General features: G+C 70.4%; 20 protein-coding genes. 12 read left to right on the top strand and 8 right to left on the bottom strand.

Annotated features, from left to right (window positions below; all coding sequences use genetic code 11):
* Nucleotides 1-36: 36 nt before the first annotated feature.
* The 4 genes from msrP to ACS5PM_RS17005 all read right to left on the bottom strand — a co-directional run bounded on the left by msrP (nucleotide 37) and on the right by ACS5PM_RS17005 (nucleotide 5,459).
* A complete protein-coding gene (msrP, locus tag ACS5PM_RS16990; protein ID WP_439388843.1) occupies nucleotides 37-1,038 on the bottom strand; it encodes a protein-methionine-sulfoxide reductase catalytic subunit MsrP in 1,002 nt (333 codons plus the stop codon).
* Nucleotides 1,039-1,146: 108 nt separating this feature from the next.
* Nucleotides 1,147-2,505 (bottom strand): c-type cytochrome biogenesis protein CcsB, encoded by a 1,359-nt coding sequence (gene ccsB / locus ACS5PM_RS16995; RefSeq protein ID WP_439388844.1) that lies wholly within the window; start codon nucleotides 2,503-2,505, stop codon nucleotides 1,147-1,149.
* Nucleotides 2,502-4,562, bottom strand: coding sequence for a cytochrome c biogenesis protein ResB (locus tag ACS5PM_RS17000; protein WP_439389018.1), 2,061 nt, complete (start codon nucleotides 4,560-4,562; stop codon nucleotides 2,502-2,504). The genes ccsB and ACS5PM_RS17000 overlap by 4 nt, the downstream gene beginning before the upstream one ends.
* Nucleotides 4,563-4,829: 267 nt before the next feature.
* Nucleotides 4,830-5,459: a c-type cytochrome gene (locus ACS5PM_RS17005; protein WP_439388845.1), complete on the bottom strand. Its 630-nt coding sequence runs from the start codon at nucleotides 5,457-5,459 to the stop codon at nucleotides 4,830-4,832.
* A gap of 53 nt (nucleotides 5,460-5,512) precedes the next feature.
* On the opposite strand from ACS5PM_RS17005, the gene yihA reads away from it, so the two are divergent.
* The gene (gene yihA, locus ACS5PM_RS17010; protein ID WP_439388846.1) at nucleotides 5,513-6,196 is read left to right on the top strand and encodes a ribosome biogenesis GTP-binding protein YihA/YsxC; all 684 of its coding nucleotides are present in this window, start codon (nucleotides 5,513-5,515) and stop codon (nucleotides 6,194-6,196) included.
* Nucleotides 6,197-6,211: 15 nt separating this feature from the next.
* Here the strand turns inward: yihA and arfB are convergent, their stop codons facing one another.
* The 3 genes from arfB to ACS5PM_RS17025 all read right to left on the bottom strand — a co-directional run bounded on the left by arfB (nucleotide 6,212) and on the right by ACS5PM_RS17025 (nucleotide 10,514).
* Nucleotides 6,212-6,610, bottom strand: coding sequence for an alternative ribosome rescue aminoacyl-tRNA hydrolase ArfB (gene arfB / locus ACS5PM_RS17015; RefSeq protein WP_439388847.1), 399 nt, complete (start codon nucleotides 6,608-6,610; stop codon nucleotides 6,212-6,214).
* 127 nt (nucleotides 6,611-6,737) lie between these two features.
* Complete coding sequence (locus ACS5PM_RS17020; RefSeq protein WP_439388848.1) at nucleotides 6,738-7,232, bottom strand: single-stranded DNA-binding protein; 495 nt, start codon at nucleotides 7,230-7,232, stop codon at nucleotides 6,738-6,740.
* 150 nt (nucleotides 7,233-7,382) lie between these two features.
* Entirely contained in the window at nucleotides 7,383-10,514 is a 3,132-nt protein-coding gene (locus tag ACS5PM_RS17025) for a S8 family serine peptidase (RefSeq protein ID WP_439388849.1), read from the bottom strand.
* Between the two features lie 262 nt (nucleotides 10,515-10,776).
* Between ACS5PM_RS17025 and ACS5PM_RS17030 the strand changes: the two genes are divergently transcribed.
* Entirely contained in the window at nucleotides 10,777-11,205 is a 429-nt protein-coding gene (locus ACS5PM_RS17030) for a hypothetical protein (RefSeq protein ID WP_439388850.1), read from the top strand.
* Between the two features lie 64 nt (nucleotides 11,206-11,269).
* Here ACS5PM_RS17030 and ACS5PM_RS17035 read toward each other — a convergent pair whose 3' ends face one another.
* Entirely contained in the window at nucleotides 11,270-14,257 is a 2,988-nt protein-coding gene (locus ACS5PM_RS17035) for an Rne/Rng family ribonuclease (protein ID WP_439388851.1), read from the bottom strand.
* Nucleotides 14,258-14,945: 688 nt separating this feature from the next.
* Here ACS5PM_RS17035 and ACS5PM_RS17040 point away from each other — a divergent pair.
* The 10 genes from ACS5PM_RS17040 (at nucleotide 14,946) to ACS5PM_RS17085 (ending at nucleotide 24,291) form a co-directional block, all read left to right on the top strand.
* Nucleotides 14,946-15,944: an RluA family pseudouridine synthase gene (locus ACS5PM_RS17040; RefSeq protein ID WP_439388852.1), complete on the top strand. Its 999-nt coding sequence runs from the start codon at nucleotides 14,946-14,948 to the stop codon at nucleotides 15,942-15,944.
* The gene (locus tag ACS5PM_RS17045; RefSeq protein ID WP_439388853.1) at nucleotides 15,941-16,606 is read left to right on the top strand and encodes an HAD-IA family hydrolase; all 666 of its coding nucleotides are present in this window, start codon (nucleotides 15,941-15,943) and stop codon (nucleotides 16,604-16,606) included. Before ACS5PM_RS17040 ends, ACS5PM_RS17045 begins: the two co-directional genes overlap by 4 nt.
* The gene (locus ACS5PM_RS17050) at nucleotides 16,599-16,967 is read left to right on the top strand and encodes a Rieske (2Fe-2S) protein (RefSeq protein ID WP_439388854.1); all 369 of its coding nucleotides are present in this window, start codon (nucleotides 16,599-16,601) and stop codon (nucleotides 16,965-16,967) included. The genes ACS5PM_RS17045 and ACS5PM_RS17050 overlap by 8 nt, the downstream gene beginning before the upstream one ends.
* 68 nt (nucleotides 16,968-17,035) lie before the next feature.
* Nucleotides 17,036-18,148 (top strand): S49 family peptidase, encoded by a 1,113-nt coding sequence (locus tag ACS5PM_RS17055; protein ID WP_439388855.1) that lies wholly within the window; start codon nucleotides 17,036-17,038, stop codon nucleotides 18,146-18,148.
* A 27-nt stretch (nucleotides 18,149-18,175) separates the two neighbouring features.
* Complete coding sequence (locus ACS5PM_RS17060; protein WP_439388856.1) at nucleotides 18,176-19,240, top strand: hypothetical protein; 1,065 nt, start codon at nucleotides 18,176-18,178, stop codon at nucleotides 19,238-19,240.
* A gap of 19 nt (nucleotides 19,241-19,259) precedes the next feature.
* A complete protein-coding gene (locus tag ACS5PM_RS17065) occupies nucleotides 19,260-20,402 on the top strand; it encodes a hypothetical protein (RefSeq protein WP_439388857.1) in 1,143 nt (380 codons plus the stop codon).
* Between the two features lie 187 nt (nucleotides 20,403-20,589).
* On the top strand, nucleotides 20,590-21,456 hold the full coding sequence (gene panB / locus ACS5PM_RS17070) for a 3-methyl-2-oxobutanoate hydroxymethyltransferase (RefSeq protein ID WP_439389019.1): 867 nt from the start codon (nucleotides 20,590-20,592) through the stop codon (nucleotides 21,454-21,456).
* A 16-nt stretch (nucleotides 21,457-21,472) separates the two neighbouring features.
* Nucleotides 21,473-22,312, top strand: coding sequence for a pantoate--beta-alanine ligase (panC, locus tag ACS5PM_RS17075; RefSeq protein ID WP_439388858.1), 840 nt, complete (start codon nucleotides 21,473-21,475; stop codon nucleotides 22,310-22,312).
* An 8-nt stretch (nucleotides 22,313-22,320) separates the two neighbouring features.
* Nucleotides 22,321-23,340, top strand: coding sequence for a biotin synthase BioB (gene bioB, locus ACS5PM_RS17080; RefSeq protein ID WP_439389020.1), 1,020 nt, complete (start codon nucleotides 22,321-22,323; stop codon nucleotides 23,338-23,340).
* Nucleotides 23,341-23,361: 21 nt separating this feature from the next.
* The gene (locus ACS5PM_RS17085; RefSeq protein WP_439388859.1) at nucleotides 23,362-24,291 is read left to right on the top strand and encodes a pyridoxal-phosphate dependent enzyme; all 930 of its coding nucleotides are present in this window, start codon (nucleotides 23,362-23,364) and stop codon (nucleotides 24,289-24,291) included.
* The last annotated feature ends 30 nt before the right edge of the window (nucleotides 24,292-24,321 follow it).

A 24,321-nucleotide genomic window follows, 5' to 3' on the forward strand; every position in this document is an offset into this window, starting at 1 on the left:
CCCGGGGGGCAGCGACCGGAAGGGAGCGCGGGGGCTTCAAAAATACTTCTTGAGGTCCATGCCGGCGTAGAGCTGCCCGACCTGGGCCTCGTAGCCGTTGAACATCTGCGTCGGGCGGCGCTTGGTGAACAGGCTGGAGAAGCCGCCTTCGCCCTCGCCGATGCGGCGCTCGGTGGCCTGGCTCCAGCGCGGGTGGTCGACCTGCGGGTTGACGTTGGAATAGAAGCCGTATTCGTCCGGCCCGGCGCGCTCCCAGCTGCTCACCGGCTGCTTCTCGACGAAGCGGATCTTCACGATCGACTTGGCGCTCTTGAAGCCGTACTTCCAGGGCAGCACCATCCGCACCGGCGCGCCGTTCTGGTTGGGCAGCACCTCGCCATACAGGCCGAAGCCGAGCAGCGCCAACGGGTGCATGGCCTCGTCCAGCCGCAGGCCCTCGGTGTAGGGCCAGTCGAGCACCGAGGCGCGCAGGCCGGGCATCTGGGCCTTGTCCGCCAAGGTGGTGAACTGCACGAACTTCGCGTTGCCGGTGGGCTCGACGCGCTTGATCAGCTCGGCCAGCGAGTAGCCCACCCACGGCACGACCATCGACCAGCCCTCGACGCAGCGCAGGCGGTAGATGCGTTCCTCCATGGGCGCGAGCTTGAGCAGTTCCTCGAGGTCGTAGACCTTGGGCCGCTTCACCTCGCCCTCGACGCTGACCGTCCACGGACGGGTCTTCAGCGTGCCGGCGTAGTGCGCAGGCGAGGCCTTGTCGGTGCCGAACTCGTAGAAGTTGTTGTAGCTGGTGACATCGGCGTAGGCGGTGGGCTTGTCCATCACCAGCGCGCCGGCCACGGCGCTCTTCGCACCGGGCAGCGGCGCCAGCTTGCCTGGACGTGGGATGCCCGCCTGGGCGAAGGCGCCGGAGGCGGCCCAGGGCGCGAGGCCCAGCGCGGCCGCCCGCTGCATCCATTCACGCCGCGAGTGGTAGACGGCGGGGGGCGTGATTTCCGACGGCGTGCGGTGGATGAAACCGCGGTCCTTCAGCAGGTGCATGCAAGCTCTCGATACGGCGTGGTGTCCGGCGGACACCTTCCACCGTGGGTCGGTCCAGACCCGTGAGACCTTACGGGCCGCGGCGGGTTCCGCCGCGGCCTCGAACCGTCACAAGGTGCCGTACGAGTGCAGGCCCGAGAGAAACATGTTCACGCCGAGGAAGGCGAAGGTCGTGACCACCAGCCCGCCGAGCGCCCACCAGGCCGAGGCCGCGCCGCGCAGGCCCTTCATCAGCCGCATGTGCAGCCAGGCCGCGTAGTTGAGCCACACGATCAGGGCCCAGGTCTCCTTCGGATCCCAGCTCCAGTAGCCGCCCCAGGCCTCCGCGGCCCAGAAGGCGCCCAGCACGGTGGCGATGGTGAAGAAGGCGAAGCCGACGGCGATGGCCTTGTACATCAGGTCGTCCATCAGCTCGAGCGCCGGCGTGCGGGCGTTCACCGGGCTGCGCAGGCCGATCATCAGCGCGAAGAAGGCGACGGTGCCGCCGAGCAGGCGGCCGCCCTTGGCGAGCGCGCCCTTCATCGCTTCGTCCGGCGCGCCGGCCAGGGCGTACAGCCCCATCAGCACCAGCACGATGCCCGGCACGGCGACGAGGCCTATCCACAGCGCGCGCGAGCTCTCGGTCTTCAGCAGACAGGCCAGCGCCACCATGGCCGCCAGCGCGAAGGTGCCGTAGCCGATGAAGTTGGCCGGCACGTGCAGCTTCATCCACCAGCTCTGCAGCGCGGGCACCAGAGGCTGGATCTCCTGCGCCTCGCGTGCCACCGTGTACCAGAGCAGGAAGCCGACCGCCGCGCTGACGACGAGCATCACGAAGGGGCCCAGCGTCCGGGTCTTGTAGTGCGACTCGTAGTACAGGTAGAACAGGGTCGTCAGCCAGCTGAACAGCACGAAGACTTCGTACAGGTTGCTGACCGGGATGTGGCCGATCATCGGGCCGATCTGGTGACTCTCGTACCAGCGCACCATGGTGCCGGTGAGCGCCATGAAGACGGCGGCCCAGGCCAGGCCGGAGCCTATGCGCAGGCCTGCCGCATCGCTGCTCCCCCTGGAGCTGAACAGCCCGCCCCAGTAGAACAGGGTGCTCATGAAGAACAGCGTGCCCATCCACAGGATCGCGCTCTGGCTGGACAGCAGGTACTTCAGCAGGAACACCTGGCTGCCGGCCGCGAGGTCGGCGCCGAAGCTGTCCGTCTTGCCTGCATAAAGGCTGATGGCCAGCAGGCTGGCGGCGCCCACGCCCACGGCGAGCAGCCGAAGCGCGCCCCAGAACCAGCCCAGGGCGATGAGGGCCGGCACGGCGCCCAGCAGGATGCCCTTCTCGTAGCCGTCCATCGCGGCGCCGTAGCGGCGGAAGGCATAGGCGGCACCGGCGATCACCATCGCGGCGAAGGCCCAATCCAGCGTCGAGCGCCGGCCGATGAGGCTGGGGCGCCCCAGGTCCAGCGTGGTGGTGGTCGTGTTCATGGGGTCTGGCCTCCCGCCAGCAACTGCTGGCGAAGCGTTTCGAACTCGGCGTCGATGTCGAGGGTGCGGCGCGGCGTGGACATGGCCAGCTGCAAACGGGTGGTGCCGGGCGGCTCGCCATCGGCCAGCCAGATCCACAGCCGCCGTTCACGCACGTACAGCATCAAGAACACGCCCAGGATGAGCAGCACGGCGCCGATGTACACCAATGTCTTGCCGGGCGCCCGGGCGACCTGAAACACGCTGGCCTGCACCGGGGTGAAATCCTGCAGCTGCAGCAGCACCGGGGCGGGGTAGAAGTAGCTGTCCGACAGCGAAAGCACGGCCTGGGTCATGAAGGATTCCGTCGCCGGGCCCGGTTCGAGCGGTTTCAGGCCGGCTTGTTCCCGCACCAGCTGGTTCAGGTCGAACAACGCGCCGTTGAGGATGCGCAGCATCACCTCCGCCACCCGCGAGCGCTCGGCCTCGGGCACGCTGACCTCGATGAACTGGCTGAGCGCATTGAGGCCGCCGAGCTTCTCGCCCGGCTTGGTGCCCGGCACGTTCTCCAGGCCGGCGAAGAGCGTGAGAGCCCGCGATGCGGTGACGCGCAGCTGCTCGTTCATCTCGGGCCGGCCTTCGGGCGTGGACTGGTCGGCGTAGCGGCGGGTCGCCTTGTCGCGCAACGCGGTGTCGTTCAGGGCCGTCTTCAGGCGCAGCCAGCCGTCCAGGCTGCCGTTCTCGTCGGCCGGCATGCGCAGGTAGCGGAAGTTCTCGTTGCCGCTATCGCGCACACCGGCCAGGAAGACGCGCTGCCCGTCCAGCTCCACCGGCACCATGAAGTTGTGGAATTCGCGGGCCTGGCCGGCCGCATCGCGCAGACGGTAGGTGATGGCGGGGCCGACGTTGCGCATCGTCTTGGCCTTGTCGGGGTTGATGCCCGCGCCGAGGTGCTTGTCCAGCGTGCTGGCGAGATCGACCTTGCGGACATCGGTGGCCCCGTCCGGCTTGCTGCTGGCGTCGGCCAGGTTCTCGACGTTGATGACCTTCAGGCCGGTCATCTCCAGCGTGAGCTTGCTCTGCCCGTCGCTGCTGGCGAGCGTGGTGTTGTCGCCCACGCGCAGCTTGAGGTCGAAGGCACCGCCGCCGGTGGTCAGCGGCAGGGCCTTCAGCTGCAACTGCGAGCCGCCGTCCTCGAAGCTGCTCTGGTAGATCGCGATGCCGCGGTGGATGGCCGGCTCGTTGACCTTGACCGTGGTCGGGATCGCCTCGCCGGTCTCGTGGTCGTGGATCACGATGTCGCTGGCGAACAGCCGCGGCATGCCGGTCTCGTAGTACTCGACGATGAACTTCTTCAGCTCGACGTCGAAGGGCAGCTCCTGCAGCACCATGCCCTGCGGCATGCTGAGCATCGCCACGCCGGAGCGCTGACCCTCGGGCACCATCAGGTTGCCGCGGAAGGTGGGATTGCCGGCCGGCAGGCGGTGCTCGGCCGGCACGTCCTTGATGAACTGGTAGCCGCCGTCGAAGGTCGACTTGCCGGTGAACAGCATCTGCAGCCGCACGATGAGGTCGCCGTCGGCCAGGCCGCCGAGGCACACGAGCACGATGGCCGAGTGCGCGGCGAGGTAGCCGATCTTGCTGGCCCGGCCCGCACGCGCCGCGACCATCGTGCCGTTCTCGCGCACCTGGGCGCGGGCGCGCCAGCCGCTGCGGCCCAGCACGCCGGCCACCTGGGCCAGCGCGGCCTCGCGGCCCACCGGCAGGTTCGCCTCGGCCTTGTGGTGGAAGGCCGCCAGCGACTGCTCGCGCACATGCTCCTTGTAGCTGCGCAGGTCGATGACGATCTTGGGCGCATTGCGCGCGATGCACAGGCTGGTCGACAGGACCAGGAAGGCGAGGATCAGCAGGAACCACGGCGCCGAGTAGACGGTGAACAGCTGGAAGCGACCGAACACCTCGGCCCAGAACGGGCCGAACTTGTTGACGTAGTTGTTGAAGGGCTCGTTCTGCTGCACCACCGTGCCGATCACCGAGGCGATGCAGATGACCGCCAGCAGGGTGATCGCGAAGCGCATGGACGACAGCAGCTCCAGCGCTTCGCGCCAGCGGCCGGTCGCGGGGGGGCGCGGCGGGTTCGTGGCGTCCGGCGTGTCCAGCGGCTCGACGAGCTCGGTCGGGGCATTCATGGGCGGATTATCCCGGGGTGGCGGTGTGTGCCTTTGCGAAAAGCAAAAGGCCGGTCACAGGGGACCGGCCTCGTCGCGGGACGCTTCGCCAACCAAGGGACTTGCGCGGATCCGGCTTGGCCGGGCGGCTGCAAGAGCCCTAGGGGGCGGGGGAGCCTACTTCAGGCCCGAGATGTAGTCGGAGACGGCCGCGATCTCCTCGTTGTTCATCTGGGCCGAGATCTGCTGCATGGGCGCGTTGTTCAGGCGCTTGTGGTCGCGAAAGGCTTGCAGCTGGGCGGCGATGTAGTCGGCGTGCTGGCCGCCCAGGCGCGGGTACTGGGCCGGGATGCCGGCGCCCGTCGGGCTGTGGCAGCCGGCGCAGGCGGGCACATGCTTGTCGGGGATCCCGCCGCGGTAGATCTTCTCGCCGAGCGCGACCGTGTCCTTGTGCTTGGCGAAGCCGGGCTTGGCCTGCTTGCCCGCGTAGAAGGCGGCGACGTTCGTCATGTCGGCGTCCGACAGCGGGGCGGCCATGCCCTGCATGATCGGGTTGGCTCGCTTGCCGGCCTTGAAATCGGCCAGCTGCTTGGCGAGGTACTCGGGATGCTGGCCCTGCAGGATGGGGTTGGCCGGCGAGCCGCGCGAGCCGTCGCTGGTGTGGCAGGCGGCGCACACGCTCGTGGACAGCGCCTGACCCTTCGCGAGATCCGCCTTCGGCGCGACCGCCGGCTCGTTGGCATACGCAGGCAGCGCCAACGTGGCAGCCAGGGCGACGGTGATGGCGAAGGCGGCAGGGGTCTTCATCGGGTCAGGCCTTGGGGTTGTTCGAACAAAACCGCCGGATTTTACAATGCTCCATGACTTCGACCACCCGCCCCCAGGCTGAGGCGACAGAGCAAGCCAAGGCCGCGTTGGCCTGGGCCCACGGCGCGCGCTTCCTCACCACCGCGAGCCAGCTCGACCAGCTGCCCCAGGGCGACCTGCCCGAGTTCGCCTTCGTCGGCCGCAGCAACGCCGGCAAATCCACCGCCATCAACGCGCTCGCGCAGCGCAGGCAACTCGCCTTTGCGTCGAAGACGCCCGGCCGCACCCAGCACGTCAACCTGTTCGAACTTGGGCCCAAGGAAGCGCCCGATGCCTATCTCGCCGACTTGCCGGGCTATGGCTATGCCACGGTCGCGCGTACCGCCAAGCTGCGGTGGCAGAAGGTGATGGCCGACTACCTGGAGGTGCGCCGCAACCTGGCCGGCGTGGTGTTGCTGGTGGACAGCCGCCTGGGCTTCACGCCGCTGGACCGGCAGCTGCTCGAGTTCGTCGCGCCGCGGGTGACGACCGGCGAGGTGAAGCTGCTGGTGCTGCTGACCAAGGCCGACAAGCTTTCCAAGAAGGAGCAGGCGGCCGCGCTGGCCGCGGGCCAGGAGGGCCTCGCCGACCTGGCCACCGAGGCCAGCGACGTCGGCCTGCTGCTGTTCTCGGCGCCCAAGCGCCAGGGCCTGGACGACCTGGCCGAAACCGTCCATTCGTGGATCCACGCCGGCTGAGCTGCTCGGCGATTCCTATTCGGAGGGGCGGGCCCGTCCCGCCTTGATCCCGGCGCGCAACGTCTTGCTTTTCAGGCGACGCTGTTTGGACCCGTAGGTTGGCTTCGTGGGCCGGCGTGCGCGCTCCGTGTGCGAGGCCTGGGCCACCAGTTCTTCCAGGCGCACCAAGGCTTCCACCTTGTTCTGCTCCTGGCTGCGCGAGGTCTGGGCCTTGATGACGACCACGCCCTGCTTGGTGATGCGCTGATCCGCCAAGGCCAGCAGCCGGTCCTTGACCTCCTGCGGCAGCGACGACGCGCGGATATCGAAGCGCAGATGAACCGCGCTCGACACCTTGTGCACGTTCTGCCCGCCCGGCCCCTGCGCCCGAACCGCACTGAACTCGACCTCGTGCTCAGGGATGGTGGGCGGCATCGCTACGCGTATTCAGGAGCGCGCTGCGCGCCGCTCCCCTTCAAGGGCGTGCGCGGATCCGGCTCTGCCGGTCCGCTGCGCGAGCCCCCTGGGGGGCAGGCCCCGGCAGGGGCCGTGGGGGCTCCATTTAGAACGGAATGTCGTCATCCATCTCGTCGATGCCCGCGCTCGACTTGGGCGCCTGGCGCGGAGCGGGTGCGCGAGGCGCCGGTGCCGGCCGGCTCGACGGCGAGCCGCCGCCTTCGCTGTCGCGGCTGTAGCCCTCGTCCCCGCCGCCGCCACCGCCCTCGCGCCCGCCCAGCAACTGCATGCTGTCGGCCACGATCTCGGTGGTGTAGCGGTCGTTGCCGTCCTTGTCCTGCCACTTGCGGGTCTTCAGGCGGCCCTCGATGTAGACGGGGCGGCCCTTCTTGAGGTATTCGCCGGCCACTTCGGCCTGGCGGTCGTACAGCACGACCGAGTGCCATTCGGTTTCTTCCTGGCGCTCGCCGGTGTCGCGGCTCTTCCAGTTGCGGGTGGTGGCCAGGCGCAGGTTGCACACCGCCGCCCCGCTCGGGGTGTAGCGCACCTCGGGGTCGCGCCCCAGGTTGCCGATGAGAATGACTTTGTTGATCGAGGCCATGGGGCGCTCCTGCGCAAGAAACGGGGGATCGGGGGAAGAGGGGTGGACGAGAAGAGGTGTCCGAACCGGAATTGTGCCCGATGGCACCCGCCAAGAAGAAAGGGAGGCCCTTGCAGGACCTCCCTCTCCTTGGTGCTTGCGCCGCGGGGTCTATCGCTGCCGGAACAGCGCCGACTTGCGCGCGCTGGGCACGCGCACGCCCTGCGTCATGCCGGGCTCGACCGAAAGCATCGTCACGCCCAGCGTGGCGCCGGTGTTCGGATCGGAGCCCTGTACGACGCGCACCGCGCCCAGGTAGCGCGTGCCGTCCTGCGCGCCGTGCCAGCCCAGCTTGACCTTGGCCGACTGGCCGGGCACGACGCTGGTGGGCATGCCGCGCACGTGCAGAGGCACGTCGCCGCCCGGGGTCAGCACCCAGGACGACAGCGTGAACTGCGTGCTCACGCCGTCCGCCGGCGCGAAGCCGTGGATGCAGGCGGTGTAGTCGCCCGCGGTGGGCGACATCAGCGTCACGCGCTCCTCGGCGGTGGCTCCGGCGCTCGAGCCCACCAGGTTGCCGCCCGCGTCGTAGACGAACATGTCGAGGTCGTCGTTGCCCTTGCCGTTGGTGTCGGCGTCGTAGGTGGCGAAGCGCACCGCCGCCGTGTTGCCGGGCGCGTTGAAGGTGAACTTCACCGTGCCTGCGGCGTTGGCCTTGCAGGCGGCGTCGCCATCGCGCACGGGCGACTTGGTCACCACTGCGTCGTTCCGGGTGGCGGCATACAGGCCGTCGGACTGGTAGCTCACGTCGCCGGAGTAGCCGAACTGGAAGGTCACCCGCAGCGTGTCGGCGTTGGCTGCGCTCGCCAGGTTGGTCGGGCCGGTCATGTAGACGAGCCTCGCCATGATCGGGCTGCGCACCTGGTGGGTGCCGTCGCTCCAGACCAGCGCCCCCTGCTTCCACTCGTTCAGCGCCGCGCCATTGCCCGTCAGGTTGACCTGGAAGCGGCCCTTCTGGCCCTTCTCCAGCGTCAGGCTCGGCGGGTTGACCGTGGCGGTGAAGCCGTCGACCTGGATCGTGGCGTTGTAGGTCACCGTCGAGTTGCCGAGGTTGCGCACCGTGCGGTTGAAGGTGATCAGCCCCGGGACGTCGGCACTGAACGACGCGAGGTTCAGGTCGCTCGCTTTCATCGAGCCGACCGTCTGGCAGGTCTGCGAGTCATTGCGCATCCAGCCTTCGCCGCACAGGTAGCGCCAGTAGTCGGTCGGGTCGATCTGGTAGATCAGGCCCGAATCGATGGCGCCGTTGGGGTTCAGGTGGCCCGCGCCGTAGCCGACGAAGCGGGTGTCCGTCGTGCCGTCGGCCATCTTGATCAGGCCGGCGCTGGTCATGAGCGCCGACTTGATCGAGGCCGGGCCCCAGTAGTTGGGGTGCTTCTGCTTCATCAGCGCCGCGATGCCCGCCACGTGCGGCGTGGCCATCGACGTGCCGTCGAGGTAGTCGGCCGCCGGGTCGGGGAGGATGGAGCCGTCGAGGATGCCGTCGTGGTAGGCCTGGTCCGGCTGGGCGGCGGCGACCGCGGCCACGATCGCCACGCCCGGGGCGCTGATGTCGGGCTTCATCACCGAAGAGGTGGCCATGTTGGGCCCGCGTGACGAGAACTCGGCCATCACCGGGGCGACGACGCCGGGCTCCTGCGCGGCGACACCGAGTTCGGCCTTGGGCTTGGAGCCGTCGGCATAGTCGCGCACCGCATCCCGATTGGCCAAAGGCAGGTGGACCGTGGGCACGTAGTGCGCGTCGTCGTTCAGCGTCGTGGCACCGCCGCCGGGCAGGTCGGCCGGCGTGTTCAGCAGGATCATGCCGACGCCGCCGGCCCGCTGCACCTCCTGGCTCTTCTCGACCCGCGCGTTGATGCCGCGGTCGCACACGACGATCTTGCCGACGACCTTTTCCGGGCTGAGCGAGTTGAGCTTGCACAGGCGCGCGTTTTCCTCGATGCCGCCCTTGGGGATGGCGTCGGTGGACAGGATCAGCGTGCTGGTCGGCACGCCGTGCGACTGCGAGGCGCCGTGGTACTTGTCGCCGTTGCCCAGGATGGCGTCGGCGGTCAGGTAGCGGTCATGGGTGGATGCCGCGACCGTCGTCAGCCAGGGGCTGGGGTGGGCCACTGCCTGGCCGGGGCCGGAGTTGCCTGCGGCCGCCGCCACGAAGACGCCGGCGGCCGTCGCGTTCAGGAAGGCGATCTCGACCGGGTCCATCAGGTCGTTCTGCGAGCCGCTGATGGAGAAGTTGATGACGTCGACGCCATCGGCCACGGCCTGGTCGATCGCCGCCACGGAGTCGCCTTCCCAGCAGTTGTTCTGGTAGGACAGCGAGTCCCTGTCGAGCCAGCTCCAGCAGACCTTGTACTCGGCCAGCCGCGCGCGCGGCGCCATGCCGGAGATGGGGCCGACATCCTGCCCGTGCACCGGCGCGTAGGCGCCCGAGTTGCCGCCCGCCGTGGAACTGGTGTGGCTGCCGTGGCCGACCACGTCCCGCGGGGCGCCCGGGAACTCGTACCAGGCCGGCGGGTTGCCGGAGGCCTTGAACGAAGCGTCGTAGGCGCGCGCGCCGATGACCTTGTTGTTGCAGGCCTCTGCCGGGTCGAAACCCGGGGCCGCGATGCAGGCGCCGGTCCAGCCGGAAGGGGGCGGCCCGTAGGCCAGGGTGCCGCCGTTCTTGACCGGGCGCCCGTTGGCGTCGACCTGGTCGTAGAAGGACGAGTTCTCCGGCTGGAAGCCGGTGTCCACCATGCCGATGATCACGTCGTCGCCGAGGATCTTGGTGCCCTTGCGGGCGTACGACCAGATGCCTCCGGGCAGGTCCATGCCGAGGAAATGCGGCGTGTGGTTCGTCACCGGCTCGCGCTTGGTGTCCAGGTGGACCGACAGCACGCCAGGCGTCCTGGCCAGCTGCCGGGCTTGCGCCTCGCTCAGCACGGCGGCAAAGCCGTTGAAGGTGTAGTGGTAGGTGTGAAGCACACGCGCCGGGCTCTTCAGCCGGGCCAGGACGGCGTGCTGCTGCCTGTCCAGGTGGGCCACGTAGGCACGCACCTGCGGCGCGTTGGCGCGCAGGCGCTGGCCCTCGGCCACCTGCGTCCCCGGCAGTCCGGGCACGCCGCCGCGGTAGGTGGCTGCCGGCGGTTCGGTCAGCTGGACGATGTAGGAGCGCGCCTGGGCGCCCGCCGCATGGGCCGTGCCGGCGGCCACGGCCAGCAGGCAAGCCAATCCGACCGGAGCTCTCTTGAAGGGTGAAGCCATGTGTCTATACCTCGTGGATCAGGGCAGAAAACAAGGCCCGCAGGCGCGGCCCGGATGGGGCCGCCGCGGGATCACAGCGTGCACAAGGAGGCTGGCCTGGCGAATGCCACGGGTCAGTCGAGACCGTTTCCAATTCGGCCGTCCCGGACCCTAGCGCTTAGGGCCGCAGCGGGGTAGGGACATCGCCCGGGGGTGCCACACTTTCCCCCTAAGTCGAAGGACGGGGACGGCGTTTGCCCAGCGGGAAGAAAGGAGCGCGACGATGATCTGTGATGGATGGTGGCGGCTGGTCCGCCGGGTGGTGCCGCTGGTCCTGACGGGCTGCGCGGTGGCTCAGACGCCGCCGCCGCCCGCTTCCGGCGCATCGGCGCCTGCACGCGACACGGAAACGCTGCACCAGCGGATCCGCGAGGTGGTGGGAGACGCCTCCTGCACGTCGAATGCGCAGTGCCGCACCTTGCCGATAGGGCACAAGGCCTGCGGCGGTCCGGAGGGCTACCTGGTGTGGTCCAGCGCGGGCACGTCCGAGGGCGTGCTGCGCGGTCTGGTCGATCAGTACAACCAGGCCCGCAAGCGGGATGTGCAGCAATCGGGCCGCGTGTCCGACTGTTCGATGATGGCCGACCCGGGCGCCCGCTGCGACGCGGGCCGCTGCGTGCCGGCGGGCCGGGCGTCGCCGGCCGTGATGTAAGGACCGCTTCCGGAAAGAAAAACGCCACCCGGAGGTGGCGTTTTCGTGCGGAGCCGAAGCGGGCTCAGCCGTTGTTGGCGTTGCGTCGGTCGAAGGGCAGGTCCAGCTGGCTCAGGTCCTTGCGGGTCTCGACCAGCACCAGCGGGCCCTCGTCGACGAGCACCAGGGGCACGCGCTCGCGAGGCACATGCACCGGCCGGGGCTCGGCAGCCATGGCCTCCCGTGCGGCGCGGATCTTCTCGGCGTCGGAGTTCACCCAGGTCAGCCCGGCGCCTTCGGCGATGTGCTGCAACTCGTCCAACGCCAGCACGTACGGCTCGACGACCGGTCGCGAGGGCGCCGGTGCGGGCACGGCCACGGCCGGTGCCGGGGCGGCGACCACCTCGGCGAAGGTCTCCTGCGCGAAAGCCGGGGCCGGTTCGACCGGCTCGCGGCGCTCCTCACGCTCGCGGCGTGGGCGCGGTTCGCGCGGCTCCCTGCGCTCACGCGCCTCCTGCGTTTCGGCGAGGGCTTCAGGCGCCGCCGCTTCGACAGTGGCTGGCGCACCGGCCTCTGCGGTGGCTTCAGGCGCGAGTTCTTCGCCTTCGCCTTCCGGACGCTGGCCTTCACGCGCCTCGTCGCGGCCGCCACGGCCGCGGCGGCGGCGACGGCGGCGGCCTTCGCTGTCGCCGCGCTCGCCTTGCTCGCCTTCAGCGACAACGGCAGCGGTCTCGGGCGTCAGGCCTTCGACCAGTTCGACCTCGGTGGAGGCCGGCTGTTCGCGCTCGGGGCGCGGACGACGGCCGCCTTCCTCGGCTCGCGCGGCGGGCAGGGCCTGGGTGGACTCGACGCGCTCGGACTCGGCAGTCGCCGGCGCGTTCGCGCCGCGACGGTTGTCACGCCGCTCGCCGCGCCCTTCGCCTCGTGCTTCGCCTCGTGCTTCGCCGCCACGCCCGTCGCGGCGGTCCTGGCGGCCTTCGGGACGTCCTTCCTGGCGGCCCTCGCTACCGCGGCCGCCTTCGCGGCCGCCCTCACGTCCGCCTTCACGTCCGCCTTCACCGCGGCCACCCTGGCGTGCCTCGCCCGCCGGCTTGCCGGCCTCGCGGCCGGAATCGCGAGCCGCATCGCGGCCCGGGCGGTCACTGCGTTCGCCACGCTCTGCACCGCGTTCTCCGCCACGCTCACCGCGGCGGCCGCCCTTTCGGTCGCCTCGACCGTCACGGCCGCCTTCGCGCGACTGGCCCTCGCGGCCCGGGCGGGCCGAAGGCTCTGCCGCGGGCGCCGCCGGCGCCGCGGCGGGTGCCGCCGCCGGAGCCGGCTCGGCACCGCCGAAGACGCGCTTGAGCCAGCCGAAGAAGCCGCCGCCGGCCGGTGCGGCCGCCGGCGTACGCGCCCACTGGGGCTGTGCTTCAGGGGCAGGCGCCGGAGCCACCGGAGCGGGGGCAGGGGTCGGCGCCATGGCCACCGGCGCCGGCTGATCGGGCAGAACGCCCTTGATCACCGGCTCCTGCTTGGCCTTGGCCTTTTCGCGGCGAGAGATCGAGACCTCCTCGTCCGGCTCCTCGATCATCGTGTAGCTGGCCTGCAGGTTCTCCAGGCGCGGGTCGTCGTGGCGCAGCCGCTCGAGCTTGTAGTTCGGCGTGTCCAGGTGCTTGTTGGGCACCAGCAGCACGGTGGTGCGCTGCTTGAGCTCGATCTTGGTGATCTCGGTGCGCTTCTCGTTCAGCAGGAACGAGGTCACCTCCACCGGCACCTGCACGTGCACGGCGGCGGTGTTCTCCTTCATCGCCTCTTCCTGGATGATGCGCAGGATCTGCAGCGCCGAGGATTCGGTGTCGCGGATGTGGCCGGTGCCGTTGCAGCGCGGGCAGGTGATGTGGCTGCCTTCGGACAGGGCCGGGCGCAGGCGCTGGCGCGAGAGCTCCAGCAGGCCGAACTTGCTGATCGAGCTGAACTGCACGCGGGCGCGGTCCTGGCGCAGGGCGTCTCGCAGGCGCTGCTCCACCTCGCGGCGGTTCTTCGACTCCTCCATGTCGATGAAGTCGACGACGATCAGGCCGCCGAGGTCGCGCAGCCGGCACTGGCGGGCGATCTCGTCGGCGGCTTCGAGGTTGGTGCGGGTGGCCGTCTCCTCGATGTCGCCGCCGCGGGTGGAGCGGGCGGAGTTCACGTCCACAGCGACCAGGGCCTCGGTGTGGTCGATCACGATCGCGCCGCCGGACGGCAGGTTCACCGTGCGGCTGAAGGCGGTCTCGATCTGGTGCTCGATCTGGAACCGCGAGAACAGCGGCGCGTCATCCCGGTAGCGCTTCACGCGATTGGCCGTCTCCGGCATCACGTGGTTCATGAACTGATGCGCCTGCTCGAAGATGTCGTCGGTGTCGATCAGGATCTCGCCGACGTCGGCGGTGAAGTAGTCGCGGATCGCGCGGATCACCAGCGACGACTCCTGGTAGATCAGGAAGGCGCCCTTGCCGGCCGAGGAGGCGCCGTCGATGGCGTCCCACAGCTTGAGCATGTAGTTCAGGTCCCACTGCAGCTCGGCCGCCGAGCGGCCGATGCCGGCGGTGCGGGCGATGAGCGACATGCCCTTGGGATATTCGAGCTGGTCGAGGTTCTCCTTGAGCTCCTCGCGGTCCTCGCCCTCGATGCGGCGCGAGACGCCACCGCCGCGCGGGTTGTTGGGCATCAGCACGAGGTAGCGGCCGGCCAGCGAAACGAAGGTGGTCAGCGCCGCGCCCTTGTTGCCTCGCTCTTCCTTCTCGACCTGAACCAGCAGTTCCTGGCCGTTGGAGATGACGTCCTGGATCTTGGCGTCACGGACCGAGACGCCTTCCTTGAAGTACTGGCGGGAGATTTCCTTGAACGGCAGGAAGCCGTGGCGATCCTCGCCGTAGTCGACGAAACAGGCCTCGAGCGAGGGCTCCACCCGCGTGACGACCGCCTTGTAGATGTTGCCCTTGCGCTGTTCGCGGCCCTCGATCTCGGTTTCAAAATCGAGCAGTTTCTGGCCGTCGACGATCGCGAGACGCCGCTCTTCCGGCTGCGTCGCGTTGATCAGCATTCGCTTCATGTGCACTCCTCATCGGCACCCGGTCCGAAGCGACGGACCGGGCGCGAGCCCATGAGGCCTCGGGCGGCTCGCCGAACGCGAAACCCGCCGATGCCTCGACCGATGCACGGGAAACGACGGTTGGGCCGGGAGAAGGAATCGCCCTGGACTGCCGGTGCGCTATGCCGCCGTAGGCGGCGTGAGCGGGGCAGCGTTGGCGCGTGCGACGGCAGGCTGACGCGGCTCGGTTCTCATGCCCGGCCCCCTGTCGGCACGCGAGGCCGGCGTCCGGACGGCCGCACGCCGAGGCCGCTCCGGCGTTTCATCGCCGGGGCCAGGGGGCAGTCGTCCAGGGGAAGGAGGAGGCACATTGCGCGAGCAGCGCTTTGTTGTTGTCGCTGGCTTCGAGCCGCCGGGCAGCGGATGGCGCCCGGCGTCTCATGCCAAAAACCTTTGGTGGATCCCTGCACAAACGAGGGCAGGGCGGCACGTCCGATGTTTCTCTGCCGCATTCGGCGCCCAGGCCGGCGAGCCGCTTTGGGGCTCGCCATTCCACGGCGCGTGAATGCGTTGCATCACCTATGAAAAAGCAGGCGTCAAACTCCGCCTGCCGCCACGCATGACCCTCGGTGCCCGGGTAAACTCTTGAAAATCAAGCACTTACGGCTCAATCGTGGCGCAGACCATTATAAAGGCCAAAACCGAGCCAGTGGAAAATCCTTCCGCCGCCGGCCCGGCCGTACGGCGCGTCGTGGTCGATGAACGGTCGGCCGGCCAGCGCCTTGACAACTTCCTGCTGCGCGAGCTCAAGGGTGTTCCCAAGACCCACGTCTACCGCATCATCCGCTCGGGCGAAGTGCGGGTGAACAAGGGCCGGGCGGCGGCCGATACCCGGCTCGAACCGGGCGACGAGGTCCGCCTGCCGCCGGTGCGCCAGGCCGCGCCGGACCCGGCCCGGGCCGCCGAGGCGGCGCCGCCGCGCGAGTTTCCGCTGGTCTACGAGGACGACCACCTGCTGGTGATCGACAAGCCGGCCGGCGTGGCCGTGCATGGCGGCTCGGGCGTCAGCTTCGGCGTCATCGAGCAGCTGCGCCGCGCGCGGCCGGAGGCGAAGTTCCTCGAGCTGGTCCACCGGCTCGACAAGGAGACCTCGGGCCTGCTGATGCTGGCCAAGCGCCGCAGCGCGCTCACCGCCTTACAGGACCAGTTCCGCCAGCGGGAGACGGGCAAGACCTACGCCGCGCTGGTCAGCGGCGCCTGGCCGGCCAGCAAGAAGGTGGTCGACGTCGCGCTGCACAAGTACCTGGACGCCGCGGGCGAGCGGCGCGTCAGGGCCGTCGCGGCAGACCACGAGCAGGGCCAGCGTTCGATCTCGCTGGTGCGGGTCGTCGAGGCCTTCGCCTCCCCCGCCCCCGGCTTCACCCTGCTCGACGTCACCATCAAGACGGGCCGCACGCACCAGATCCGCGTCCACCTGGCCTCCGAGGGCCACCCTATCGCCGGCGACGACAAGTACGGCGTCTTCGCGCTCAACAAGGCGCTGGCCACGGGGCGCGCGGTGCCGGATTGCCGCTTCGACCGCATGTTCCTGCACGCCCGCCGCCTGGCCTTCGATCACCCCGCCAGCGGGGAGCGCATCGAGCTGGAGGCGTCTTTGCCCACCGAATGCCGGACACTTCTGGGCTGTCTGCGCCCCCTCGATTCATGAGCTCCCGTCAACGCCGCTTCGACCTCATCGCCTTCGACTGGGATGGCACCCTGTTCGACTCCACCGCCCTGATCGTGCGCTGCATCCAGCAGGCCTGCGCCGACATCGGGGCGCCCGTGCCCGACGCCGCAAGGGCCGCCTACGTCATCGGCCTCGGCCTGCGCGATGCCCTCGAGTACGCCGTGCCCGGCCTGCCGGCCGAGCGCTATGGCGAGCTGGGCGCCGCCTACCGGCGCCATTACCTGGGCAGCCAGCATGCGCTGACCCTGTTCCCCGGCACGCTGGAGATGCTGCAGGCACTGAAGACCCGCCAGCACCTGCTGGCGGTGGCCACCGGCAAGACCCGCCGCGGGCTGGACGAGGTGCTGCAGACGACCGAGCTGCGCGGCGTCTTCGACGCCAGCCGCACCGCCGACGAGACCCTGTCCAAGCCCCATCCGCTGATGCTGCAGGAGCTGATGACCGAGCTGGGCGTCGAGCCGGAGCGCACGCTGATGGTGGGCGACACCACGCACGACCTGCAGATGGCGGTCAACGCCGGCACACCCTGCCTAGGAGTGAGCTTCGGTGCCCACGACCATGAGTCGTTCCAGCCCCTGTCGCCCGTGGCCGTCGTGCATTCGACCCGCGAACTCCACGAATGGCTTCTCACCCATGGTTGAACAACCCCTTTGCGCCAGTGCGGACCTGGACGAACGCGGCAAGGCGGTGCTGTTCGACGTGCTGCTGTGGGGCCAGCCGGCCCGCGCCTTTGCCTTGCGCTTCGACGGGCGGGTGGTGGCCTACATGAACCGCTGCGCCCACGTGCCGACCGAGCTCGACTGGCAGCCGGGAGAGTTCCTGGATCTCGACAAGCGCTGGATCATCTGCTCGATCCACGGCGCGACCTACGAGCCGGCCGACGGCCACTGCATCGCCGGCCCGTGCCGCGGCGAGCGCCTGATGGCCCTGGACGTCGTCGAGCGCGAGGGGCAGGTGTATTGGTATCCTAGCCCGGACATCCGGCCCGTCGTTTTCGACTGAGTTCGCGGCCCGCCTGCCCCCGTCTTCCCCCTCGTTGCCCTTCCCACGAACCCCTTTTCGAGCTTTCGATGAGCCTTCCGAACGACCCTGCGGGCGAACCGGCCGAACATCCCGACAGCCGCGCCGACAGTCCCGCCGACAGCCCCGTCACGAGCGAGCGCGTCACGGCACCGGAGCCGGCTGGGGCCCCGGCTCCTGCGCCCGCCCCTGCAGCGGCAGCGGCTGCACCCGCGCCGGCCGATGCGGCTCACACGCTGACGGGCATGGAAAGCCTGCTGAGGCAAGTCTCGTCCGAGGTGCTGCGCGACCGGCGCAGCGCGCGTCGCTGGAACCTCATCCTCAGGCTGGGCTGGTTCGGCCTGGTGTTGGCGATCGTCTGGGCACTGGCCACGCAGCGCGGCGGCCATCCCTCCGCGCCGGCCGGCCCGCACACCGCGCTGGTGGAGGTGCGCGGCGAGATCGCGGCCGACACCGATGCGAGCGCGGAGCTGCTGGTGTCGTCCATCCGCAGCGCCTTCGAGGACGAGGGCGCCAAGGCCGTGGTGTTGCGCATCAACTCGCCCGGCGGCAGCCCGGTGCAGGCCGGCATCGTCAACGACGAGATCAAGCGCCTGAAGGCCAAGCACAAGAAGAAGGTCTACGCCGTGGTCGAAGAGACCTGCGCGTCCGGTGCCTACTACATCGCGGTCGCGGCCGACGAGATCTACGTCGACAAGGCCAGCATCGTCGGCTCGATCGGCGTGCTGATGGACGGCTTCGGCTTCGTCGGCCTGATGGACAAGCTGGGCGTCGAGCGGCGCCTGCTGACCGCAGGCGCGAACAAGGGCATGCTGGATCCCTTCTCGCCCGCCGATCCGAAGCAGACGGCCTACGCCAAGGCCATGCTGGAGCAGATCCACCAGCAGTTCATCAAGGTGGTCCGCGAAGGCCGCGGCAGCCGTTTGAAGGAGACGCCCGAGACCTTCTCCGGCCTGTTCTGGAACGGCGAGGAGGCGGTCAAGCTCGGCCTGGCCGACCAGTTCGGCAACCTCGATTACGTGGCGCGCGAGGTCGTCGGCTACGAGGACGTGGTCGATTACACGCCCCAGGAGAACGTCGCGGAACGCCTGGCCAAGCGCTTCGGCGCCTCGATCGGAGAAGGGGCCGTGCGCACCCTGCGCAACCTCGCCCCCTTGCGCTGAGGCGGGCGGATCGGCCCGCGGCGCGCGATGGTCGACCTGCCCTTGCCTGGCGAAGCGCCGGTGCTGGCGTCGCCCGCCGAAGGATCCGGCGAGGAGGCACTGCGGTGCATCGTCGAGCGGGTGCGGGACTGGCAGCACCGACATCCCCTGGCCCGGCGCATCTCCGCCCGGGAGGTGGTCGGCGTCGGGATCGTCGCCTTGCCCTATGCGCCGAGCGCTGCGCCGGGCGCGCGACCCGGTGAGATTCATCCGCTGTTCCAACAGCCGCGGCTGTTGCCCGGCCTGTCGCATCAGGCCCTGCTGGATTTCGCGGCCCGGCATGGCGTGGAGCAGCCGCCCGGGCCGGCCGACTGGGCCAGGCGCGAGGTCGCGCGGGCCGACGGCTCCAGCGAGCCTGCCCCGCAGACGCGCTACCTGCTGACGGCAGCGGTCAGCGACGCCCGTCCTCACGGCATTTCGCCGCGCCGGCTGCTGCTGGCGCCGGCTGGAAAGGAGATCTGGGGCCACCGGGAGTTGAGCCGCCCTCGCGTGGCGCTGGCTGCCGGCGCGGCCTTGCTGCTGGCCGGCGCCGTGCTTGCGGCGGCGTTCATGCAGGGGCGGGCGGCGACCCAGCCGCGCGCCGCAGCCGAGGCCCGGGGGCCGGAAGCGGTGCCGAAGCCAGCCTCTGCCCTGGTGCCTGCCGCCCCGCCCTCCGCCCTTTCGGCCACGGGCGAGGCCGACGCCAGCGCCTCGGGCGCCGCTGGCGTGCCGCAGGCACCTGCCAGCGTGCCCCTCGTGCCCAGGCGGCTCGCAGGCGAGGCCTCGTCGCCGGCCAGCCGCCCGATGCCGGACCGGGACATGCCGCCCGTCCCTGCCGAGCCGCACTACGCCCTCATTTCGGCGCCGGCGAAGAAACAGGAGTCGGCAGAGGCTACTCTGCAGCAGGTGCGTCGACTGCTGGGTCCCGCCCTGGGGCCTATGCAGGCACAGGTCATGCCGTCGCCCCAGGGTTACGTCGTGACGATCTGGCCCCTGCCGACGCAGGCGGACGCCGAGCGCCTGGCGGAGGTGCTCGCCCGAAGGGGCGTGCCCATGAAGTGGATGGAGTTCTGAGAAAGCCCTGCGGACCATCGTGAGCGCCACCGACGCCCCCGCCAAGCCACCGCGCGTCCGTCACACGCGTTCGGCAGCGGCGCGCACGCACGTGCCGGCGCGGGTGCATGCGGGTCGCGCGCACGGGCTGCCTTCGCCGCGCCGGGTGCTGGCCGCGCAGGTCGTGTCGTGGCACAACAAGCATCCGCTCGCGCGCCGCATAGGCCGGCGTCAGCTGGGGGGCTATGGCGTCGTGAGCCTGCCGTTCTCGCCGCCCGTGGCCCAGGGCGATGGGGCGCCCGCACGCTTTCCCATGTTCGACGACCTGGCGCTCCTGCCGGGCTTGTCGCGCCAGAAGGTGGTCGCGCTGGCGTTGGCGCAGGGCTGGGACGACCGGCCCGGCGCGCCCGAATGGCCGCTTCGCAAGGTGCCGGTGGCCAAGGGCTGGGATCCCGCCCAGACCCGGCCCATCCACCTGCTCACCGTGGCCCTCAAGCGCGGGCGCGGGCGGCAGCCGCTGCGCCTGCTCATCGGTCGCGGCGCGGGCTCGGCCGAGGTCACCGGCGTCGTGGGCCACCGCCTGTTGAGCCGGCCGAAGATGGGCCTGCTGGCGCTGGCGCTGACGGTGCCGGTGCTGCTCGCGGGCTGGATGCTCAAGCAACTGTGGCCCGCAGGCGTGCAGCGCAGCCCGCAGGCGCCCATCGTCGCGACGGCGCCGCGCAATGAAACCGTCGCCACCGCGCCCGGCGCGCCGCCGGTCGGCTCGGTGATGCCGCGCGCCACCGCGCCCGCACCCAAGCCGTTCGCCCCTTCGCCGTCCGATCCGCCGCTGTTCACGCCGGCCGATCTGCCCCATGCCGGCACCGCCGCCGGCGGGCGCGGCCCGCGCGTCGGGACCGGCGTGCCAGTGGAGGGCCAGGAGACCCGCGCCGCCGGGCCGACCAGCTTCCGCCTCGTCGGCGCTCCTCAACGCGACCCCGCGGTCCTGCGCAACCAGGCCACGCAACTGCAGTCCGTCCTGTCGACCATGGGCCAGACGGGCTCCCGCCTGCGCATGGACGTCATCGGCACGCCCGAGGGCGACGCCCTGTCCGTCGGGCCGCTGCCGGACCAGGCCGAGGCCGAGCGGGTGGCTCGCCGCCTGGCCGCCCGGGGCATCACGCTGAAGCTGATCGAGCAGTAGAGGCATCGTCGCGACGCCGCGCGAGCGCACCCGGCGCGAAGGTGGCAGAGTGCGAGCCTGCGCTCAACGCCGAGCGTTGCCTGGGGACAAGCCCGGTGCCCGTTCAGGCGTTGCAGGCAGAATGCGCCCCTTGCTGCGTCGCAGCAAGCTGGGCTCCGCCCGCGCCGACCGTCTCACCTTCCCGACCATGAGTGTTCACTCCGCGCCAGCCGAAAACACCCCGGCCACCCGCCCTGCGATGACGCTGCCCCGCCTGCGCGAGGCGGCCTCGCGCGGCGAGAAGCTGACGATGCTGACCGCCTACGACGCCACCTTCGCCCGGGTGCTGGACGACGCCGGGGTCGAGATCCTGCTGGTCGGCGATTCGCTCGGCAACGTGATCCAGGGCGAGACCAGCACGCTGCCGGTGACGGTGGAACAGATGGCATACCACACCCGTGCGGTGGCCCAAGGCAAGCGCGGCGCCTTCCTCGTCACCGACATGCCCTTCGGCAGCTACGAGTCGAGTCCGGAGCTGGCCTTTGCCTCGGCGGCGGCGCTGATGCGCGCCGGTGCCCAGATGGTCAAGCTCGAAGGTGGCGGCTACACGGCCGACACGGTGCGCTTCCTGGTCGAGCGCGGCATTCCCGTCTGCGCCCACCTCGGGCTGACCCCGCAGCGCGTGCATGCGATCGGCGGCTACCGCGTGCAGGGCCGGGACGAGGCCGCAGCCCAGGTGCTGATAGCCGACGCCACCGCGCTGGCCGAGGCCGGTGCCGCGATGCTGGTGCTGGAACTCGTGCCCTCCACGCTCGCCCGCCGCATCACCGAACAACTGCCGCAGCTGATGACGATCGGCATAGGCGCCGGCGCCGGCACCACCGGCCAGGTGCTGGTGCTGCACGACATGCTGGGCCTGACGTCCGGCAAGCGGCCCCGCTTCGTGCGCGACTTCACCCGCCTGCCGGGCAGCGCCGCCGATGCCCCGGGGCTGGGCATCGCGCAGGCCGTGGCTGCCTACGTGGCCGCGGTGAAAGACGGCTCATTCCCCGACGAAACCGTCCACGGCTACTGACGCCTTTCTTCTCTTCATGCAAGTCATCCACACGATCGCCGAGCTGCGGCGAATCCTGGCGCGCCAGAACCAGACCGTCTTCGTGCCCACGATGGGCAACCTGCACGAAGGCCACTTGTCGCTGGTACGCGAGGCCAAGCGCTGGGGCGGCCCGGTGGTCGCCAGCGTCTTTGTCAACCGGTTGCAGTTCCTGCCGCACGAGGATTTCGACCGCTACCCGCGCACGCTGGCGCGTGACGTCGAGCTGCTGACCGGCGCCGGCTGCAACTTCGTCTTCGCGCCCGACGAGGCCGAGCTCTATCCCGAGCCGCAGGCCTACAAGGTGGCCCCGCCGCCCGCCCTGGCCGACATCCTCGAGGGCGAGTTCCGCCCCGGCTTCTTCACCGGCGTCTGCACCGTGGTGCTCAAGCTGTTCCAGTGCGTGCAGCCGGCGGTCGCCGTGTTCGGCCGCAAGGACTACCAGCAGCTCAAGGTCATCACCGACATGGCGCGTCAGTTCGCGCTGCCTATCGAGGTCGTGGGGGCGCCCACGGTGCGCGCCGACGACGGCCTGGCGCTTTCCTCGCGCAACGGCTACCTGGCCGAAGACGAGCGGGCCGAGGCCGTGGCGCTGCCGTATGCCCTGCGCACGATGGCCGACAAATGCCGCGACGGCGACACCACGCTGCAAGCGCTGGAGCAGGCCGCGATGGATGAGCTGAGCCAGCGCGGCTGGAAGCCCGATTACCTGACCTTGCGGCGGCGCAGCGACCTGCTGCCGCCGACCGAGGAACAGCGCCTGGGCCACGAGCCCCTGGTGGCGCTGGGCGCGGCGCGACTGGGCGCCACGCGACTGATCGACAACGTCGAATGTTGACCACGACCATGACCGAAGTAACGACTGCCGAACAACCGGTGCGCCTGCACCGTGCTCCGAAGCCTGCCGACGCGGCGCCGAACGCCCGCTGGAAGGTGTCCGACGTCGAAGCGCTGTTGGCGCTGCCGCTGACCGAGCTGATGCACCGCGCGCAACTGGTTCACCGCGAGCACTTCGATCCGACTGAGGTCGAGCTGGCCACGCTGCTGTCGATCAAGACCGGCGGCTGCCCGGAGGACTGCGGCTACTGCCCGCAGTCGGTGCACTACGACACCGGCGTCGAGGCCGGCAAGCTGATGGATGCCGGCGCGGTGCGCGAGGCGGCCGAGGCCGCCAAGGCCGCCGGCGCGACACGCTTCTGCATGGGCGCCGCCTGGCGCGAGCCCAAGGACCGCGACATCGAGAAGGTCGCCGAACTGGTGCGCGAAGTGAAGTCCCTCGGCCTCGAAGCTTGCTGCACGCTCGGCATGCTGAGCGAAGGCCAGGCGCAGGCGCTCAAGGGCGCGGGCCTGGACTACTACAACCACAACCTCGACACCGCGCCCGAGGCCTACGGCCGCATCATCACGACGCGCGACTACCAGGACCGGCTCGACACGCTGGACCATGTCCGCGCGGCCGGCATGTCGGTCTGCTGCGGCGGCATCGTGGGCATGGGGGAGAGCCGCGCCGAGCGCGCCGCGCTGATCACGCAGCTGGCCAACCTCGAGCCCTATCCCGAGTCGGTGCCCATCAACGAGCTGGTGCGGGTCGAAGGCACGCCGCTGGCCGACACCGACAAGATCGACCCGTTCGAGTTCGTCCGCACCATCGCCGTGGCCCGCATCACCATGCCCAAGGCGCGGGTGCGCCTGTCGGCCGGCCGGCAGCAGATGGACGAGGCGCTGCAGGCCCTGTGCTTCGTCGCCGGCGCCAACTCCATCTTCTACGGCGAGAAGCTGCTGACCACCGGCAACCCCGAGGTCGAGCGCGACCGCGCGCTGCTGTCGCGGCTGGGCCTGCGCGCCCGCCACGCGCTGCAGGGCTGACCCTTACCCGAAAGGCGGGGGATGGAGCCACTGCACCTGCACACGCCGCAGGTCGAATCCGCGGCCTTGTCGCGTGCGCTCGGCGGCCGCCGCGTCTGGCTGAAGCTGGAGGCCTTGCAGCCGCCGGGCTCGTTCAAGATCCGGGGGATCGGCGCAGCCTGCCAGGCCCAGCTGGAGCGGGGTGCGAAACGCTTCGTGTCTTCGTCGGGCGGCAACGCCGGCCTGGCGGTGGCGTATGCCGGCCGGCGCCTCGGCGTGCCGGTTCGGGTGGTCGTGCCCACCAGCAGCACGGCCCGAGCGCGCGAGTTGCTGGCCGCCGAGGGTGCCGAGGTCACGGTCCATGGCGACTCCTGGCAAGAGGCCAACGCCCTCGCGCAGTCGCTGCTGGGCCCGCATGACGCCTTCATCCACCCCTTCGACGATCCGCTGCTGTGGCCGGGCCACGCCACCCTCATCGACGAGGTCGCCGCAGCTGGCGTGAGGCCGGGCGGCGTGCTGGTGGCGGTGGGCGGCGGCGGGCTGCTGGCCGGCGTCATCGAGGGCCTGCGCCGCAATGGCCTGGGCCAGGTGCCGGTGTTCGCCGTCGAGACCGAAGGCGCGGCGTCACTGCATGCGGCCCTGGCGGCCGATGAGCGCGTCAGCCTGCCGGCCATCACCTCCATCGCCACTTCGCTGGGCGCGAAGCAGGGTTGCCAGCGGGCCTTCGATCTGGCACGGGAGCATCCGTTGACCTCGCTGGTGGTCAGCGACGCCGAGGCGGTCGAGGCCTGCGTCCGCTTCATGGACGACCACCGGCTCGTCGTCGAGCCAGCCTGCGGTGCCGCGCTCGCGCCGGCCTATTCCGCGCATCCGGCGCTCGCTGGCGTCGAGGACCTGCTGGTCGTCGTCTGCGGCGGGGCCACCGTCACCGCGGCGCAGCTGCTGGCCTGGTCCGCATCTCTTTCCCGTTAGCTTTCAGCGGCCCCGCGGCCGCCTTGCCGT

Origin of the sequence: Ideonella flava (assembly GCF_051857595.1) — a bacterium.
Classification (GTDB): domain Bacteria; phylum Pseudomonadota; class Gammaproteobacteria; order Burkholderiales; family Burkholderiaceae_C; genus Ideonella.